This is a genomic window from Neosynechococcus sphagnicola sy1, from assembly GCF_000775285.1.
In the GTDB taxonomy this organism is placed as follows: Bacteria; Cyanobacteriota; Cyanobacteriia; order Neosynechococcales; family Neosynechococcaceae; genus Neosynechococcus; species Neosynechococcus sphagnicola.
In genome coordinates, this window is record NZ_JJML01000017.1 from 193,427 (window position 1) to 209,328 (window position 15,902).

Annotated in this window: 17 protein-coding genes; 15 read left to right on the plus strand and 2 right to left on the minus strand. The window is 51.5% G+C overall.

The features are described from left to right. The first annotated feature begins 23 nt into the window (after window positions 1-23). The 6 genes from rpsL to DO97_RS09180 all read left to right on the plus strand — a co-directional run bounded on the left by rpsL (window position 24) and on the right by DO97_RS09180 (window position 5,823). Window positions 24-404, plus strand: a complete 381-nt coding sequence (gene rpsL, locus DO97_RS09155) for a 30S ribosomal protein S12 (protein ID WP_036532635.1) — start codon at window positions 24-26, stop codon at window positions 402-404. Between the two features lie 151 nt (window positions 405-555). Next, entirely contained in the window at window positions 556-1,026 is a 471-nt protein-coding gene (rpsG, locus tag DO97_RS09160; RefSeq protein WP_036532638.1) for a 30S ribosomal protein S7, read from the plus strand. Between the two features lie 90 nt (window positions 1,027-1,116). Then, the gene (gene fusA, locus DO97_RS09165; RefSeq protein WP_036532640.1) at window positions 1,117-3,195 is read left to right on the plus strand and encodes an elongation factor G; all 2,079 of its coding nucleotides are present in this window, start codon (window positions 1,117-1,119) and stop codon (window positions 3,193-3,195) included. Between the two features lie 23 nt (window positions 3,196-3,218). Then, window positions 3,219-4,448: an elongation factor Tu gene (gene tuf, locus DO97_RS09170; RefSeq protein ID WP_036532642.1), complete on the plus strand. Its 1,230-nt coding sequence runs from the start codon at window positions 3,219-3,221 to the stop codon at window positions 4,446-4,448. 313 nt (window positions 4,449-4,761) lie between these two features. Next, the gene (gene rpsJ, locus DO97_RS09175; protein ID WP_036532644.1) at window positions 4,762-5,079 is read left to right on the plus strand and encodes a 30S ribosomal protein S10; all 318 of its coding nucleotides are present in this window, start codon (window positions 4,762-4,764) and stop codon (window positions 5,077-5,079) included. A gap of 102 nt (window positions 5,080-5,181) precedes the next feature. Continuing rightward, window positions 5,182-5,823 (plus strand): LON peptidase substrate-binding domain-containing protein, encoded by a 642-nt coding sequence (locus tag DO97_RS09180; protein ID WP_036532645.1) that lies wholly within the window; start codon window positions 5,182-5,184, stop codon window positions 5,821-5,823. Here the strand turns inward: DO97_RS09180 and DO97_RS09185 are convergent. Beyond that, complete coding sequence (locus tag DO97_RS09185; protein WP_052128555.1) at window positions 5,804-6,610, minus strand: 16S rRNA (uracil(1498)-N(3))-methyltransferase; 807 nt, start codon at window positions 6,608-6,610, stop codon at window positions 5,804-5,806. The two genes, DO97_RS09180 and DO97_RS09185, sit on opposite strands and share 20 nt — an antisense overlap. A gap of 13 nt (window positions 6,611-6,623) precedes the next feature. Beyond that, window positions 6,624-6,917, minus strand: coding sequence for a hypothetical protein (locus DO97_RS09190; RefSeq protein ID WP_036532647.1), 294 nt, complete (start codon window positions 6,915-6,917; stop codon window positions 6,624-6,626). A 666-nt stretch (window positions 6,918-7,583) separates the two neighbouring features. Between DO97_RS09190 and DO97_RS09195 the strand changes: the two genes are divergently transcribed. Genes DO97_RS09195 through DO97_RS09235 form a run of 9 tightly spaced genes read left to right on the plus strand, consistent with a single transcriptional unit; the run spans window position 7,584 to window position 15,890 of the window. After that, window positions 7,584-8,999 carry a hypothetical protein gene (locus DO97_RS09195; protein ID WP_036532649.1) on the plus strand — a complete coding sequence of 472 codons (1,416 nt, stop codon included), beginning with the start codon at window positions 7,584-7,586 and terminating at the stop codon, window positions 8,997-8,999. Beyond that, entirely contained in the window at window positions 8,992-9,546 is a 555-nt protein-coding gene (locus DO97_RS09200) for a hypothetical protein (RefSeq protein ID WP_036532651.1), read from the plus strand. Before DO97_RS09195 ends, DO97_RS09200 begins: the two co-directional genes overlap by 8 nt. A 55-nt stretch (window positions 9,547-9,601) precedes the next feature. Continuing rightward, window positions 9,602-11,335, plus strand: a complete 1,734-nt coding sequence (locus tag DO97_RS09205; RefSeq protein ID WP_036532654.1) for a hypothetical protein — start codon at window positions 9,602-9,604, stop codon at window positions 11,333-11,335. Then, window positions 11,292-11,732 carry a hypothetical protein gene (locus DO97_RS09210; protein ID WP_036532656.1) on the plus strand — a complete coding sequence of 147 codons (441 nt, stop codon included), beginning with the start codon at window positions 11,292-11,294 and terminating at the stop codon, window positions 11,730-11,732. The genes DO97_RS09205 and DO97_RS09210 overlap by 44 nt, the downstream gene beginning before the upstream one ends. Continuing rightward, window positions 11,719-12,468: a hypothetical protein gene (locus tag DO97_RS09215; protein WP_036532657.1), complete on the plus strand. Its 750-nt coding sequence runs from the start codon at window positions 11,719-11,721 to the stop codon at window positions 12,466-12,468. Before DO97_RS09210 ends, DO97_RS09215 begins: the two co-directional genes overlap by 14 nt. 27 nt (window positions 12,469-12,495) lie before the next feature. Continuing rightward, a complete protein-coding gene (locus DO97_RS09220) occupies window positions 12,496-13,233 on the plus strand; it encodes a type IV pilus modification PilV family protein (protein ID WP_036532659.1) in 738 nt (245 codons plus the stop codon). Window positions 13,234-13,248: 15 nt separating this feature from the next. Next, a complete protein-coding gene (locus DO97_RS09225; RefSeq protein WP_036532661.1) occupies window positions 13,249-14,364 on the plus strand; it encodes a PilW family protein in 1,116 nt (371 codons plus the stop codon). 39 nt (window positions 14,365-14,403) lie between these two features. Next, entirely contained in the window at window positions 14,404-14,940 is a 537-nt protein-coding gene (locus DO97_RS09230) for a pilus assembly FimT family protein (RefSeq protein WP_036532663.1), read from the plus strand. Next, window positions 14,940-15,890 carry an aldo/keto reductase gene (locus DO97_RS09235; protein WP_036532665.1) on the plus strand — a complete coding sequence of 317 codons (951 nt, stop codon included), beginning with the start codon at window positions 14,940-14,942 and terminating at the stop codon, window positions 15,888-15,890. Before DO97_RS09230 ends, DO97_RS09235 begins: the two co-directional genes overlap by 1 nt. Window positions 15,891-15,902: the final 12 nt, after the last annotated feature.

The following is a 15,902-nucleotide window of genomic DNA, read 5'->3' on the forward strand; positions in this document are numbered from 1 at the left end:
AAAAACAGCAGTCTCCCTTACCCATGCCCACTATCCAGCAACTCATTCGTAGTGAACGCCAGAAAACGCTTAAGAAAACTAAATCGCCAGCTTTGAAGAGTTGCCCCCAGCGTCGCGGCGTTTGCACGAGGGTTTACACAACCACTCCTAAAAAGCCAAACTCGGCCCTTCGGAAAGTAGCGAGGGTACGTTTGACATCTGGGTTTGAAGTCACCGCTTACATTCCCGGTATCGGCCACAACCTCCAGGAACACTCTGTGGTGATGATTCGTGGAGGTCGGGTCAAGGATCTGCCCGGTGTTCGCTATCATATTATTCGCGGCACGCTGGATACTGCCGGTGTCAAAGATCGCAAGCAGGGGCGTTCTAAGTATGGTGCGAAGCGACCCAAGGCAAAGAAATAATTTCCTGGCTCGCAGGATTCTCTCACTACGCTTTCAGCCTTGATCGCGTCAGTTTTCTGAGAAAAATTTAGAAAACCAGTTCGTGCATTCTCTTTTTGGCTCCATCCAACACTTTGTTCCAATTATCTTGTCACGTCTCTAAAGGCTAACTATGTCTCGTCGTACAGTTATCCAGAAGCGCCCGGTTCCTCCTGACCCTGTCTACAACAGTCGATTGGTCAGCATGATGGTACGTCGTGTCATGCAACGGGGGAAAAAGTCCATCGCATCGCATATTATTTACGATGCGTTTAAGCTGATTTCCGACCGCACCGGTGGCGACCCCCTGGAGGTATTTGAGAAGGCAGTTCGCAATGCGACTCCCCTGGTTGAAGTTAAAGCTCGCCGGGTGGGGGGAGCCACGTACCAGGTGCCCATGGAAGTTCGTTCCGATCGTGGCACTGCCCTGGCACTCAGATGGCTGATTCAGTTTGCACGGCAGCGTTCTGGACGAACGATGTCTTCTCGGCTCGCCAATGAACTCATGGATGCAGCCAACGAGACTGGGAGTGCCATTCGTAAGCGTGAGGAAACACACCGGATGGCAGAGGCCAACAAGGCATTTGCCCACTATCGGTACTAATTTCCGGTGGTCGCTTCCACAAAAAGTATAAAATCTTAACAGATTGGTGATATTGTCTAAGTTTTTGCGGCAGAACCTAGGGAGGTAGCTGTGGCCCGTAGCACCCCGCTTGACAGAGTTCGGAATATTGGTATCGCTGCCCACATTGATGCGGGCAAGACAACAACGACGGAACGGATTTTGTTCTACTCAGGTGTAGTACACAAAATTGGTGAAGTCCATGAAGGAACAGCAACAACTGACTGGATGGAACAAGAGCGGGAGCGGGGGATTACGATCACTGCTGCCGCGATTACGACCAGTTGGAAAGATCATCAGATCAACATTATTGACACCCCCGGCCACGTAGACTTCACAATTGAGGTTGAGCGTTCCATGCGAGTGCTAGACGGTGTGATCGCCGTGTTTTGCTCGGTGGGGGGGGTTCAACCCCAATCGGAAACCGTCTGGCGACAAGCAGATCGGTATAGTGTCCCCCGATTTGTCTTTGTGAACAAGATGGATCGCACGGGTGCTAACTTCTTTAAGGTCTATAGCCAGGTCTGCGATCGCCTGCGGACGAATGCGGTTCCCATCCAAATTCCCATCGGCAGTGAAGACAACTTTAAGGGCATTGTCGATCTTGTGCGGATGCGTGCCTTTATCTACAACAATGATCTAGGCACGGATATTGAAGAGACAGATATCCCTGCGGATGTCCTAGCTCAGGCAGAGGAATTTCGCGCCAAGTTAGTGGAATCCGTTTCTGAAACCGATGATGCCCTGACGGAGAAGTATCTAGAAGGGGAAGAACTCACAGAAGCGGAGATCAAGCTAGCCCTTCGCAAAGGTACTATAGCAGGGAATATTGTGCCGGTTCTGTGTGGTTCAGCCTTCAAAAATAAGGGTGTGCAACTGATGTTGGATGCCGTTATTGACTACCTTCCTGCCCCCATTGATGTACCGCCGATTCAAGGTACCCTGCCAGATGGCACCACGGTGGAACGACGAGCGGATGATGCTGCCCCCCTGTCTGCCCTTGCCTTTAAGGTGATGGCCGATAAGTTTGTGGGACGATTGACCTTCGTTCGAGTCTATTCGGGGGTTTTAAAGAAAGGCAGCTATATCCTGAATTCCTCTAAAGGCAAAAAGGAGCGGGTTTCCAGGCTGATTGTGATGAAGGCGGATGACCGCATTGATGTTGATGAATTACGCGCAGGCGACTTAGGCGCGATTCCAGGTCTATCGGATACCCTTACCGGGGATACCCTCTGTGATGAGAGCGCTCCTGTGATTCTAGAGTCTTTGTTTATTCCGGAGCCGGTGATCTCGGTTGCCGTTGAACCCAAGACCAAGCAGGATATGGAGAAACTCTCCAAAGCGCTCAAAGCCCTCTCGGAAGAAGATCCCACCTTCCGGGTCTGCATCGATCCGGAAACCAATCAAACTGTGATTGCTGGCATGGGTGAACTGCACCTAGAAATTCTGGTCGATCGCATGCTGAGGGAATTCAAGGTGGAAGCCAACGTGGGTGCCCCCCAAGTTGCTTACCGTGAAACCGTCCGCAAAGCCGTCAAACAGGAAGGTAAGTTTATTCGCCAAAGTGGGGGTAAGGGTCAGTACGGTCATGTGGTGATTGAACTATCACCCGGTGAACCCGGTACAGGCTTTGAATTTGTCTCTAAGATTGTGGGTGGTGTTGTACCCAAAGAGTACATTGCCCCTGCTGAACAGGGCATGCGGGAGGCTTGCGAGTCTGGGATCTTAGCTGGGTATCCCGTGATTGATTTGAAGGCGACCTTGGTGGATGGGTCTTACCACGACGTTGACTCTTCGGAAATGGCCTTTAAGATCGCCGGTTCCATGGCGATCAAAGAAGCCGTGATGAAAGCTTCACCTGTTCTCCTTGAACCTATGATGAAAGTTGAGGTTGAAGTTCCTGAGGACTTCCTTGGCAGCATTATGGGCAACCTAATTTCTCGTAGGGGACAGATTGAAGGTCAAGGCTCAGAGCAGAGCATTGCGAAGGTGACAGCAAAAGTTCCGCTCGCCGAGATGTTTGGTTATGCTACAGATATCCGGTCGATGACTCAGGGTCGAGGCATATTCACCATGGAATTTAGTCACTACGATGAGGTGCCACGCAATGTTGCGGAAGCAATCATCGCCAAAAATAAAGGGAACGCATAATCAGGAAGAGGAAGACATAATTCATGGCACGCGCAAAATTCGAACGGACAAAACCCCACGTCAACATTGGTACGATTGGTCACGTTGACCATGGTAAGACGACCCTGACCGCCGCTATCACCATGACGCTGTCAGCACTGGGGCAAGCAGCCGCCAAGAAGTACGATGAGATCGATGCGGCACCTGAGGAAAAAGCTCGGGGGATTACTATCAACACAGCCCATGTCGAGTACGAAACCGAAGATCGTCACTATGCCCACGTGGATTGCCCCGGACATGCTGACTATGTGAAAAACATGATCACCGGGGCGGCTCAGATGGATGGCGGGATTTTAGTTTGCTCCGCCGCAGATGGTCCCATGCCCCAAACTCGTGAACATATCCTCTTGGCAAGACAGGTAGGGGTTCCCAGCTTGGTGGTCTTCTTGAATAAGACGGACATGGTCGATGACGAAGAGCTTTTGGAACTCGTCGAACTCGAGGTTCGGGATCTTCTGAGCAGCTATGGATTCCCTGGAGATGACATTCCAGTGGTCGCGGGATCCGGTCTGTTGGCATTAGAAAAGATGACAGCCAACCCCAAGACGAAGCGGGGCGAAGATCCATGGGTCGATAAGATCTATGACTTGATGGATGCCGTGGATGCCTACATCCCCACCCCTGAACGGGATATTGACAAGCCCTTCTTGATGGCGGTGGAAGATGTGTTTTCGATCACAGGCCGGGGAACCGTTGCTACTGGTCGGATTGAGCGGGGTAAGGTAAAGGTTGGTGACACCGTCGAGCTAGTGGGTATTAAAGATACTCGCAGTACCACGGTGACCGGGATTGAAATGTTCAAGAAGAGCCTGGAAGAAGGGATGGCGGGTGACAATGCTGGCGTCCTGCTCCGGGGGATTCAGAAGGCTGATATTGAACGGGGAATGGTGATTGCCAAGCCCGGTTCGATTACCCCTCACACCACCTTTGAGTCTGAGGTCTACATCCTGAAAAAGGAAGAAGGTGGCCGTCATACCCCATTCTTCCCTGGCTATCGGCCCCAGTTCTATGTGCGCACTACCGATGTGACGGGTACGATCAGTGCCTTCACCACCGATGAAGGGGAAGAAGCTGAGATGGTTATGCCGGGCGATCGCATCAAAATGACGGTTGAGTTGATCAACCCCATTGCCATTGAACAGGGGATGCGTTTTGCCATCCGGGAAGGGGGTCGCACCGTTGGCGCGGGTGTCGTCGCCAAAATCCTCAAGTAACGTCTAATTGTTAGCTGTCGGTCATCGGCTCTCGTAGCTATTGGCTGACAGCTAATATTTTTGTCTGGCTCTTGGAGCAGACTCCAATCTTGGGTGGGACTGATTTTCCGGTGCATGCATCTTGCCTGCAATCAGCATGCTGGATACTAGCAAGATCGGCTAAAGCTTATAGGGCTACCTATTGAAGGTGACCCAAAGACTCCAATCATTGACGTTGCATTGTGGGTAGCACTTCCGAATTCGTGACGCAGTCTGAAAAACGCTACCCCATGGCGCTGAACCTTGACAATTTTACAGAGGCATTTGATTTTCCATGGCAACGATTCAACAGCAGAAAATTCGCATTCGCCTGAAAGCATTTGATCGCCGTCTGCTTGACATGTCCTGCGAAAAAATTGTCGATACGGCCAATCGAACGAACGCGACGGCCATCGGGCCAATTCCGCTCCCAACTCGCCGTCGCATCTATTGTTTGCTCCGCTCACCCCACGTCGATAAAGATTCCCGTGAACATTTTGAAACCCGTACCCACTACCGCATTATTGACATTTATCAGCCCTCCTCTAAAACCATTGATGCGTTAATGAAACTAGACCTACCTTCAGGGGTTGATATTGAAGTCAAGCTTTAGCCTGTGCATTGATTCAGTGGAAAAAGCTACCGAGTTCTGGTTCGAACCACTGGCTAGATAAGATACAGTAGAGACAAAAGCACTGTCTTCACGTCGTCAATAATGACACCCTCTTCCTCAATTGCTGTCCGCGAACTGCCGTTATTTCCTTTGCCAGAGGTTGTGCTGTTTCCGGGCAGACCCCTTCCCCTTCATATTTTTGAATTTCGCTACCGGATTATGATGAACACGATTCTGGGGAGCGATCGCCGCTTTGGTGTCTTGATGTGGGACCCGGTGGAAGGCAAGTCGGCAATGGTTGGTTGCTGTGCTGAGATTGTCCAATTTCAGCGGTTGCCCGATGATCGGATGAAGGTTTTGACTCTCGGGCAGCAGCGGTTCCGGGTTCTCGATTACGTCCGTGAAAAGCCCTATCGCGTCGGATTGGTGGAGTGGATTGAGGATCATCCCCCGGAGAAGGATCTCCATGATCTGGCTGCCAATGTTGAGCAACTCCTACGGGATGTGGTGTGCTTGTCGGCAAAGTTAACCAGTCAAGACATCACTCTGCCCGATCATATTCCTACTCTACCAACCGAGCTTTCCTACTGGGTTGCCAGTAACCTCTATGGGGTGGCGAGTGAACAGCAGTCGATGCTGCAAATGCAGGATACCGCCACTCGCTTGGAGCGGGAAATGGAGATTTTGACCTCTACCCGTAACCATCTGGCCGCTCGTACTGCCCTCAAGGATGCCTTAGATTAACTGGTGTTTCAGCGGGTTGTTGTCGCGATTCACAGACCGCCGCCACCAAAGACATCGCCACCAAGGGAGCTGTCACGGCTCGTAGAACCCGTTTCCCCAGGGAGACAGGTTGAAATTTCTGAGCGATCGCCTGTTTGATCTCTAAATCGGTCCAGCCACCCTCCGGTCCCGTTGCGATGATCAAAGATCGGCCTCTGGCTCCATCCAATGGAGTCTGGGGGGGTGTCAGCATCCAATTCATAGACTGGCGTAAGCAATCAAGCAGATGGGGCGCATTGCCCCGGGCGACGCACAGATAGTGGTGCGTGGGGGAAATCTGCGTCGCCAGAGCCAGGGCAGCGCTGAAGGCAACTGGCGCTAATATTGTCGGTATCACCGCACGTTCAGATTGTTCAGCAGCTTCTTGGGCAATTCGCTGCCAGCGCTCTAGCTTGTGCAGGCTGGGTTTGAGTAATGTGCGCTGACTCAAAAGGGGCTGAATACAGGTAACCCCCATCTCCGTTACCTGCCGGATCACATCTTCAAAGCCAGTGCCTTTGGGAAGAGCAACGAGCAAAGTTGTGACAATAGGCAGCTCGGGTGCCATCTCTACAACTTCAAGAATCTGTGCAGCATCGGCAGCTATCTCGGCAATCCACGCCTGTCCTTGGCCATTAATCGCAATAAACTGATCGCCGACTGATAATCGCAGCACCCGACTTAAATAGTGTTGCTGGTCTGCGGTCAACGTAATCTGGGGGTACTGAATTTGAGATGCTGCGATCGCCAGTCGTTGTAACTGAGGCATTAAATCCGATCCATCAATCGTTGCCTTCGTTGCCTTTAACCTTATCCACCAGGTTTTCGGCATGCTCCTTGATATTGCCGAGGGCATCTCCCACCCGATCGGTGATGTTCTCAGCCACTACAGCCACATCGGTGTTAAGAGTTTGCTTAACTTTTTGGAGGTTCTCTTCACCCACGAGGTCTTCTGCCTTCTCGACCAAGTTTCCTGCCCCTTCTTGCAGATTCTCAACCACATCTCCGGCTTTGTCTTTCAACTGGTTGATCAGATTCCCCGCCGCACCCATTAAGTTTTTGACATCTTCGTTCATGGTAGCTCTCTCTGAATCTCGACAACTGCCCCCCAGTATAGGAAGGAAAAACATTCTGTATCAGAAAACGCAAAGTTTTCTCAAGATTTGTCCTGCAATCTGCCAGACAGATGTTTTGATCGAGACAGTTTCTGCGTTCCAGCTTCTATAAGATATTTAATATAGCGGTTCTCGCCCACGTGAGATACATTCTGGTTTCAGCATCCAGGAGCCCAAATCCAGAAAGGTTTTGTGATTCTGGCTCTTGGGTGCTGAATTCTAACCAAGGAGCCTTAACTCATCCATTTGAGAATTGCTATAAATCAATTTATTTGTAGTTTTTTTTGTATTTCTGTGTGTTTGCGGATGAAGTTCCTGGAGTCGAGCTGCTAAGAATTGAGATCAATCTATAGCAATAATCCCTGCCAACACTGCCACCGCCTATCCAAGAGCATTGCCTGAGAGGAATCCTTCCCTATTAATTTCCTGTTGGCATGGTTTCAGATCACAGTGGATACTGGAAGGTCTTGGTATCATAGTTTAAGTAGTAGCCCCCTTGTCCATTTACCCAATTTCCCCATAAAAACCTGTTGCTGTCGTTACCCCTGAGTGGCTCACCGTCGCCTATCGACTGAAACCAAGTTTAATTTTTGCCCCGCCTTTCAGTTCTTTGCCAGGAAAGCAACCATGTCCACCCCTCAGCACGCTCAAACTGTTCAAAAACTCCTGAGAGCAATCTGGAAGCTGCCTTACACGGTCACCCAACGCTTCATGACCTGGCTGCTCCGTAGTCTAGTTCTCCTCAGTCAACAGTCAAAGCGATCGCTGGCGGGGTTTGTGCTACCAACCGTAATGATCCTGCTACTGATTGTTACTTTGGTAACCAGTACGTTGCTCTTCCGGGCTTTTAACCGTTCTACCCAGGTGATTTCTGAACGCCAAAAACAAGTGATCGTCAACGCGGTGACACCCGCGATCGACCGAGCGAAGGCCAAGCTGGAGTACCTGTTCAATAACGACACCCGTCTACCCAGTGGGGAGCCAGCTGAGGATGCTCTCTTGGGCATCTTACTTAATAATGGCGCTGCTGGGGTGGCAGCATTGACGAACAATCCCTATAACCTTCCTGGCGAAACCCGAAAAGATATTGATGGGGACGGCAATGAAGACACTGCTTGGAGTTTTCCCATCGATTCCAATGCAGATGGGGTCAACGATGCCACCATTGTCTATGGAATCTTTCTCAGAGCCGCCAGCGCGGATGGCACCGTTACCATTAGTGACGATCCCCAGCCCTCTGACACGACAAAAGCTAATAACCTCATGGTTCGCAATGGCCCACGGGGTGCCGTTGGTAACGTTTGCCAAGTTTCTAGTAGTGGCACCCTGACCCAAGCAGGATCGGGCTGGTTCAAGTCCTCCACTGGGATTTCCCGAAAGAACTTTCAAATTTTTGCCGTTGCTGTTCCCACCAGCGCCACGGGGTTTGCCACGCTTCAGTACCAACAGGATCGGGAAATCAAACCAGGCAACACCTACGCCTCCTGGTTCCGTACTGACTTAATGATTCAGCAAACTCCCCCTTTTACCTCTAACGGGCGAGTTCATACCGAAGGTAGTCTATTTCTTTATGAGAATGGTAGTGAATTCCGAAGCTACATGGTCAGTGCCCCGGCGTCTTGTTTCTACCTGCCGGTTGAGAACTCAGATATCACAATTCGGGGCTTGTTAGCTGCGGGTAATGCCGACGATAATACTGCTCAATCAAGTACTGAGGTAAAGTTTGATATTCATCCCGGCACTACGACAGCTCCCCCTGCCGCCAATACGATTAATCTGAACCCCACTACTGGAAGTGCAACCGCATCTCGAGATGCCTTCAATCCGACGGGAGCTGTTAATACCTTTCCTCTACTCACTCAAGACCCCTTGGCTCTCCTGATTAACGACCAGTCTAAGCCTCGGGGGGTCGGATCAGGAAGCACAAGCTATACAGATTATCGGGACACCGTCTACAATTCCGGCAGTACAGAGGCGGGTACGAAGAAAGTGGCGGGAAGGGTACAGGTGTTAACACCCAAGTGCCCCCCCCTATGTGGATGACACCTACCGTGCCGATAATCGCTATGGTCCCAAGCCTAGCTACACCAAAAGTTTGGCCGATGCCAGCGGTGTTTGTACCATTACATCTTCGGGGCAGCCCATCGGCACAACGATTCTGGCAAGTGATACCCTCCCCCAAAGCAAAACCGGGGATGACCTGATTCGTGACGACCCTCCTACCGGAGGAGATCCGGAAGATATTGGTTTAGATGGCTATTGGGAGCGCCGTGCCCGTCGAGAAGGGATGCGGGTCATTGTTGGCCAACGATTGGAACTGGCTCAACCCCTGTCCAACTATAATGTCATCCCCGCAGGCTTTTTGGGAGTCGGTCGAGATAATGAAACCCGGCAGCGGCGGTTCGAGCGCGATAACTTAGCGGCGGTTCAAGGCACAGCCATCTATCACTACAAAGACCCCACAGATACCAGCAGGGGCTACTACCCCCTTGCGTGTCTGTCAACCACCGTTCATCCTGGTACTGCCTGGACCCTAGCCAATTCCTCGTTTTTTCTCAGCTGCTCCCAGCACCACCGCCACCGCCGCTGACTTTTTCACGGGTCAAGGTACCAACGGGTGGGAATATTCCCCTCCCCCGGAGAGTGTGTTTGCCAGTGGTACCCCGATGTGGAAGGCACTCACCAACCTGGCTCGGTTTGCAGGTGACACCAATGGAGCCTTCCCTCCCCTGCAAGAAACTGCAACCACCGCAACCGTGCCAGTCCACCCTGACCCTGCCATTACCGCTTGGGGCAACTTCTCTGAACTACGGCGGGTGATTGACAGTGGAGTTGCCTACGCCAACCTGAGCATTGCTGACAAATCGACCCTGCACTCAGCAGCCTGTACCTTAGGAATGCTGGCCTTTAACATAGATGCCCGGATCGATGCTGATCCAACCTATGTTAACCCTGGCTCTCAAAGTGTTAAAAAAAGCCGGGATGGCACCCCCACCACCTACGGCACCAGCGTCCCCTATTATCGGTCGCTCTACTATATTTTCCCCTCAACCGCCCACGCGGAAGATCGTACCAACACTCTGGGCTACCCCACCATTGCCTCCATCAACAGTGCCGGTTTAGCCAATACCTCTTACTACCAGGCCATTAGTGATTCAGAGCTAAATACCATCGCTGGGCAGGTTGCCCCCAGAACCCTTGCGAATTGGACCTTACCGAAAACCTCTGGCACCACCTGCCCCAACAACGCCAGTACGGTGAACTGTAGCAACTTTAACTTGATCAATGTCGGGGGTACGCGCAGCACCCCCGGTACTCCCACCACAGCCCCCACCGTTACCGGGGGAACCTTCTACAGAATTCCCCTCAAAGATACGGTGGTATTCAATGGTCGGGAACAAATGGCCGTGCGGGTGCTGAATTTCGATCTGGGTCTGTTGCGGCAGAACAAACCCACAGGTAGTAGTGACACCTGGTTGCCTAGTAGTGGGTTGGTCTTCGCCTTCCGAGAGGATGCCGCCAGGGAAGATTCCATTGCAAGACCACAGCTGTCTAATTGGAGTACCTACCTGTCTGCCTGGAATACGGCCTTCGCCAACCCCAGCAGCTTGACGAACATTATGAACACCAATGTGGTGTCCACAGATCCACGTCTGGGGGCGATCGGGCAAGATCCACCTGTCTATAAACCAACCGCTAACAGCAGCGATCGCGGCATTAGCCCGAAGCCGATTGACTACTTCCCCGATCCAGCGCGCAAACCCTATGGTTTCCGTCTGATCCAGGGAGAAATCCTGAAGCGAGTTGGAATTTCAGATGGCGACAATATCTACGGCATTACCTTTGTCTCTGATAACCCTACCTATGTTCAGGGCAACTTTAATTTCCACAGCACCAATGGTGCCGCCAATGATATTGAGGAGTTCAATTCTCCGTTTCTGCTCGCAGATTATAGTAACTTCTACACCCGTGGGGATGTGGCATCGAAGATTAACAACGCCTTTGCCCGTTCCACCTCTGACACCTGGCGACCCGCAGAGCTACTGGCCGATGGGATCACGCTGCTGTCGTCAAACTTCTGTGATGGCAGTCTTGAAGATTTAATTCGCCAGGATGGAGATTTGACCAACGACACCGCAAACATTACCCCAGGAAGTGGGATTTTGACCGATAGCGCGGTGCGAGATAACCACTATGGCTGCAACACCAGTGTTGACAACACTTCTTACATCAATCAGAACCTCATTCATGCCAATGGTCTCAACTGGCCGTCTACGACCGTAGCAAATCTCACCTGGCAGCGGGAGGCAGCACTGGGTGGTTCTGGAGCAGGTGATGACCCCCGTGCGATTTACCGCCCAGGGCAACCCTGTTGTTGATACGGGGGCTACCACTTGGTCAAATACCGCTGGCACAATTCGACGGCTAAATATTGATCGGACTAGTGCGACTACCATATCAGGAAGTGATATTTGGCCTGCCAATACAACTCAAGCCACCACGCCTGCCCAAGATGCAAATAGACGTGGTGTTGGCACTGATGCTGATGGTCTGCCCAACTGCGCTGACCCGACCAACTATATCCTGGGTGTGTTTCGCCCCACCTATGACACGATTCCGCCGACCCCAACGACAACGCCGCCCAACTATACCCGCAGCTACAGCGGCTTTATCCCTTATAGAGCGGATACGGGAACCACAGTTGTTGCAGGTAACCCTCTGATTCCCTATACCGAAGGTGCAGAACCTGGAGCCGTTTTCTGTGGCTGCTGGTAGTAATACGGCTAATACCACTAGCACTGTGGGAACGCTGGCTGTTACAAGTAAGGCTTTTAAAACCGAAGGGGTGTGTTTCCGCGTCAATGCCAGTGGTCAGATGCGATTCGACAACGGGACTGACACGACCACCTATAACATTGCTGTTGAAACTGCCACCGAGACGAAGGCTCTAGATGGTAGTAACTTGGGAACCCCAGTGCGGGTGGTGCTGCTGGATGAACTCACCCACCGTCCGATTCCAGTTCCAGGGATAGAAAGCTTTAACGTGGGTTCCTCAACTCGGCGTGGCAGTCAGTTGATCAACTCTACAGGTACACGGGTGAATGCCATTGTCATTAGTGGCCTCATCCCCCCACGACCCAACGCCAGTAATGGCGGGTTGCACAACTTCCCCCGCTTTCTAGAAAACTGGTCTGGTGTCGATTTGTTTATTTCCGGTGCGTTGATTCAACTCAACTACAGTAGCTCTGCCAATGGTCCCTTTGACCAAGACGCTTGGGAGCCACCCACAGCAGCTTCCACAGGTCTCTGTTCCGGGGGCATCTGTTTTGGCTATTACTCGCCACCCAATCGGCGTTGGGGCTATGACGTGGGTCTGCAATATTCGGCGGCGAGTCCCGTTACCAAGCGGATGGCAGAACTCACAAAAAGTCGAGATGAGTTTTACCGCGAATTGGATGCCACCGACCCCTATATTTGCAAACTCCGCGCTGTTACCACCAAACCTTGTTAGTTAATCCTTGGATATCGAGGAATCACAATGCAACGAATACCTTCCCGACGGTCAGAGGCTGGCTTCACCCTCATTGAGGCGTTAATTGCAACGTTTATTTTAGGAATTGTTGGCCTGACCCTGTTCCCAGCCATTGCCATGACCGTGATGACTCGAGGTCAGAATCAGAAGGCAGAGCTAGCTTTGCAAGTGGCTCAGGGCGAAGTGAATCGGATTCGTTTGCTAGTGGAACGGGGAGATTTAACCTATTCAGAGTTAAATCCTCAGCTACCGCCCATCGCCTCTCAAACAACCCCCCAGAGTGTACCCGCCCCCTCTGGAACTACCTCGACGTTAACCTACTTAGACACAACCTGCCTCCCTGCCTCAACATCCACCAGTTGGTGCATGGTGAAGCACCCCGTCAGTGGGGATATTGTTTTGGGCATTCAGACGTTTCGAGTGAATACGGTAACAGACAGTGTCACCAGTCTGCCAATGTCGATGAGCATTGGGGTACGAGTTTATGACATCAATGCCCTGAAAGCAGGTACCTTAGAATCTCCCCCCGTGGCCAATGCGACCTTAGGTTTATCCACCAATCAGAGCCGGATCGAACCTGGTTCAGGAGGGCGGCGGCCTCTGATCACGTTATACGCCCCCATCGTTCGCAGTGATTTTCCGGGTAATAACGACACCTTATCTCCCAGATATTCTTCTTTGAAAAACTACTGTGATCTTGAAAAACAGAGACTAGGGCTGACCTTTACTTGTCCAACAAAGTAGCATTGATTTGAGGTTATGAACCATTTAATTACCAGATACCTTGCAGTCTATTGGGGCAGGCTTCGGCGACGAGGCACCCTGGGGTTCACCCTCATAGAACTTTTGGTTGCTGGCTTGGTAGCCGCAATTTTGACTGGGGCAATGCTCTCAATGGTGGTGGAGTTGATGCAAAATGATCGGCGGGATTTTGCCCGTACCGAAGTTCAGCGAGAAATGGCTCAAGCTCTCGATTTTATTGCCTCTGATCTGCGGCAAGCGATTTATATCTACGAACCAGGGTGTGTGAATGCCACAGCCTCTGCTACCAACTGCCCAAGCCGTAGCATTGTAGTCGGAGCCACCACCAATTATCTGGCTTCTTTAGCCTCGACCATCAACCTACCCAGCTCGGGTGCCGCTAAAGTGATTCCGGTCGTGGCTTTTTGGAAACTGGATAAAGTCCCCTATGTGGATAGCCCCACTGGCGATGAGAATCTGCCCACCACGGCTCAATGTACAGCCTTTGCCCCCAACCCCGCCACAGCCACAACGGCCCAGAATCTTCAGCGGTCTGAATGTGAAGCCCTCAGAATTGTCCAAAATGCCTACACCTTAGTGGTCTATGCCTTGGTGCCAGATAATTCCACCACAGACCCCTCTAGGCTCTGGGAGGGGCCAGCCTTTCTGCGTCGCTATCAGTTGCAGCAATATCCGTCTGGTGGTGTGGCAACCCTCACCAAAAATTACACCACCGACCCTGATTCCAGCTTTAGAAAGTGGCCTTGTTCTGAAAGCGGCGGCACTATCACCTGTGAATCATTGGCAATGGAATCGCCCATTACCGTGGTTGACTATGTTGACTACGATATTGCGACGGCACCTGTCACCTGTGCAACCAGTTATACCCTAAGTGGTCAGCAGTTTGCAGATGCATCAGCACTGATCAATAGCAATTTCTATGCCTGTGTCAGAAGTCCTGTAGAAGACAGGAATATTGGTCTGGTTCAGGATGCCATCCTATACCTGCGGGGGAATGCCTTGACACGGGCTAATTTTTCTCAAGCCAGTACGGCCCAACAACCGCTTTACAAACCCAGTGTGCAAACCCAAGCCCAAGCTCGCAGTGTCTTTCAACGAACCCCACCTAATTAAGTGTGGATAACTCAGTGGATAACTCATTTTTTAGCTGTTATGAAAAACTCTACTTCGGGATACACCTTAACTGAGATTATGATCACGCTAGTTGTGATGGGTGTTTTGTCTGCCCTAGTCACGCCTAGTCTATTTGCCCTGCTCACACGGCAGCAGCTAAATAGTGCCCAAGCCAATGCCTTAAATGTAATCAGGCAAGCGCAATCAACGGCCAAGCAGAGTTCACAAAAGGTACAAGCTTGTTTTCGCACCAGTAGTACCAATGGGGTTGAGTACCAGGTACAAACCGTTGCCCAACCAGAGGTTGCTGCGAATAACTGCATGGGCGCTTGGCAGACCCTGGTTACAGGGGGGACTAACATTCAGGTCGATGCCACCAATAGCTCTATGACCCTGCGAAATAGCTATCGGAGTATTCGCTTTCAAGACGATGGTTGGGTAGATGGCTCAATGGGGAGAATTACCTTCATCCCCAAAACTAGAACCATGCCTAGGCGTTGTGTTTGGGTTTCAACCCTGATCGGCACCATGCGAACGGCTGGCGACGATGGCTCCTCTGATGCCAATTGCACCTAATGGAACCACGCAAACTGGGGACGACGGATATTTTGATCACTCCCATCTTGATGGGAACTTGGCAGGCTGGAAAACGGGGGTGGGTTGGGATTGAAGACTCAGAGACGGTGCAGGCCATTCGCACCGCTTTTGATTGCGGCATTACCACCATTGATACAGCTGAGGTTTATGGCGAGGGTCACTCTGAGCAGATGGTGGCAGCAGCACTTTCAACAGTCCGCAATCAGGTCGTTTATGCCACCAAGGTATTTCCTACCCATTTAAAGTTCGATCAGGTCCTTCAAGCCTGCGATCGCTCTCTGAAAAATCTCAAGACCGACTATATCGATCTGTATCAAATTCACTGGCCGACCGGAGCCTTCGGCGCAGAAATCGTTCCTATTTCTGAAACCATGACAGCTCTGAATACCTTGAAGCAACAGGGCAAAATTCGAGCGATCGGGGTCTCTAATTTCTCCTGTGAACAACTGGCGGAAGCGTCACAATATGGGCGAATTGATAGTCTGCAACCCTCCTATTCTTTGTTTTGGCGGCAGGTGGAGCAAGCGTCGGTTGCCTACTGCGTTGAACACCAAATTTCCATTCTGGCGTATTCTTCCTTGGCTCAGGGGTTATTGACCGGGCGCTTTGGGCGAGGGCATCAATTTCCTCCTGAAGATAACCGGGCGGCGAACAAACTTTTCCAGGGCGAGAATATGGAACGGGCGCAACAAGCCCTGGAAAAATTGCGTCCGATTGCCCAGCGCCATCACACAACTCTGGGAAATTTAGCGCTGGCCTGGTTAATTGCCCAGCCCCAAACCCAGGCGATTGTGGGTGCCAGGGCAGCGGATCAAGTGCGAGAAAATGCTCTGGCAGTAACCGTAGATTTAAATGCGGAAGACTTAGCAGCCATTGATGCCATTGGGCGGCTAGTCACCGATCCCCTGGACGATAACCCAGTGAAGTGAAGTAGGTAAGGC

What these genes read in the sequence shown, in the direction of transcription:
- rpsL (WP_036532635.1), top strand. Translation starts at nt 24, where the DNA reads ATGCCCACTATCCAGCAACTCATTCGTAGTGAACGCCAGAAAACGCTT.
- rpsG (WP_036532638.1), top strand. Translation starts at nt 556, where the DNA reads ATGTCTCGTCGTACAGTTATCCAGAAGCGCCCGGTTCCTCCTGACCCT.
- tuf (WP_036532642.1), top strand. Translation starts at nt 3,219, where the DNA reads ATGGCACGCGCAAAATTCGAACGGACAAAACCCCACGTCAACATTGGT.
- rpsJ (WP_036532644.1), top strand. Translation starts at nt 4,762, where the DNA reads ATGGCAACGATTCAACAGCAGAAAATTCGCATTCGCCTGAAAGCATTT.
- DO97_RS09180 (WP_036532645.1), top strand. Translation starts at nt 5,182, where the DNA reads ATGACACCCTCTTCCTCAATTGCTGTCCGCGAACTGCCGTTATTTCCT.
- DO97_RS09185 (WP_052128555.1), bottom strand. Translation starts at nt 6,610, where the DNA reads ATGCCTCAGTTACAACGACTGGCGATCGCAGCATCTCAAATTCAGTAC.
- DO97_RS09190 (WP_036532647.1), bottom strand. Translation starts at nt 6,917, where the DNA reads ATGAACGAAGATGTCAAAAACTTAATGGGTGCGGCGGGGAATCTGATC.
- DO97_RS09195 (WP_036532649.1), top strand. Translation starts at nt 7,584, where the DNA reads ATGTCCACCCCTCAGCACGCTCAAACTGTTCAAAAACTCCTGAGAGCA.
- DO97_RS09210 (WP_036532656.1), top strand. Translation starts at nt 11,292, where the DNA reads ATGACCCCCGTGCGATTTACCGCCCAGGGCAACCCTGTTGTTGATACG.
- DO97_RS09220 (WP_036532659.1), top strand. Translation starts at nt 12,496, where the DNA reads ATGCAACGAATACCTTCCCGACGGTCAGAGGCTGGCTTCACCCTCATT.
- DO97_RS09225 (WP_036532661.1), top strand. Translation starts at nt 13,249, where the DNA reads ATGAACCATTTAATTACCAGATACCTTGCAGTCTATTGGGGCAGGCTT.
- DO97_RS09230 (WP_036532663.1), top strand. Translation starts at nt 14,404, where the DNA reads ATGAAAAACTCTACTTCGGGATACACCTTAACTGAGATTATGATCACG.
- DO97_RS09235 (WP_036532665.1), top strand. Translation starts at nt 14,940, where the DNA reads ATGGAACCACGCAAACTGGGGACGACGGATATTTTGATCACTCCCATC.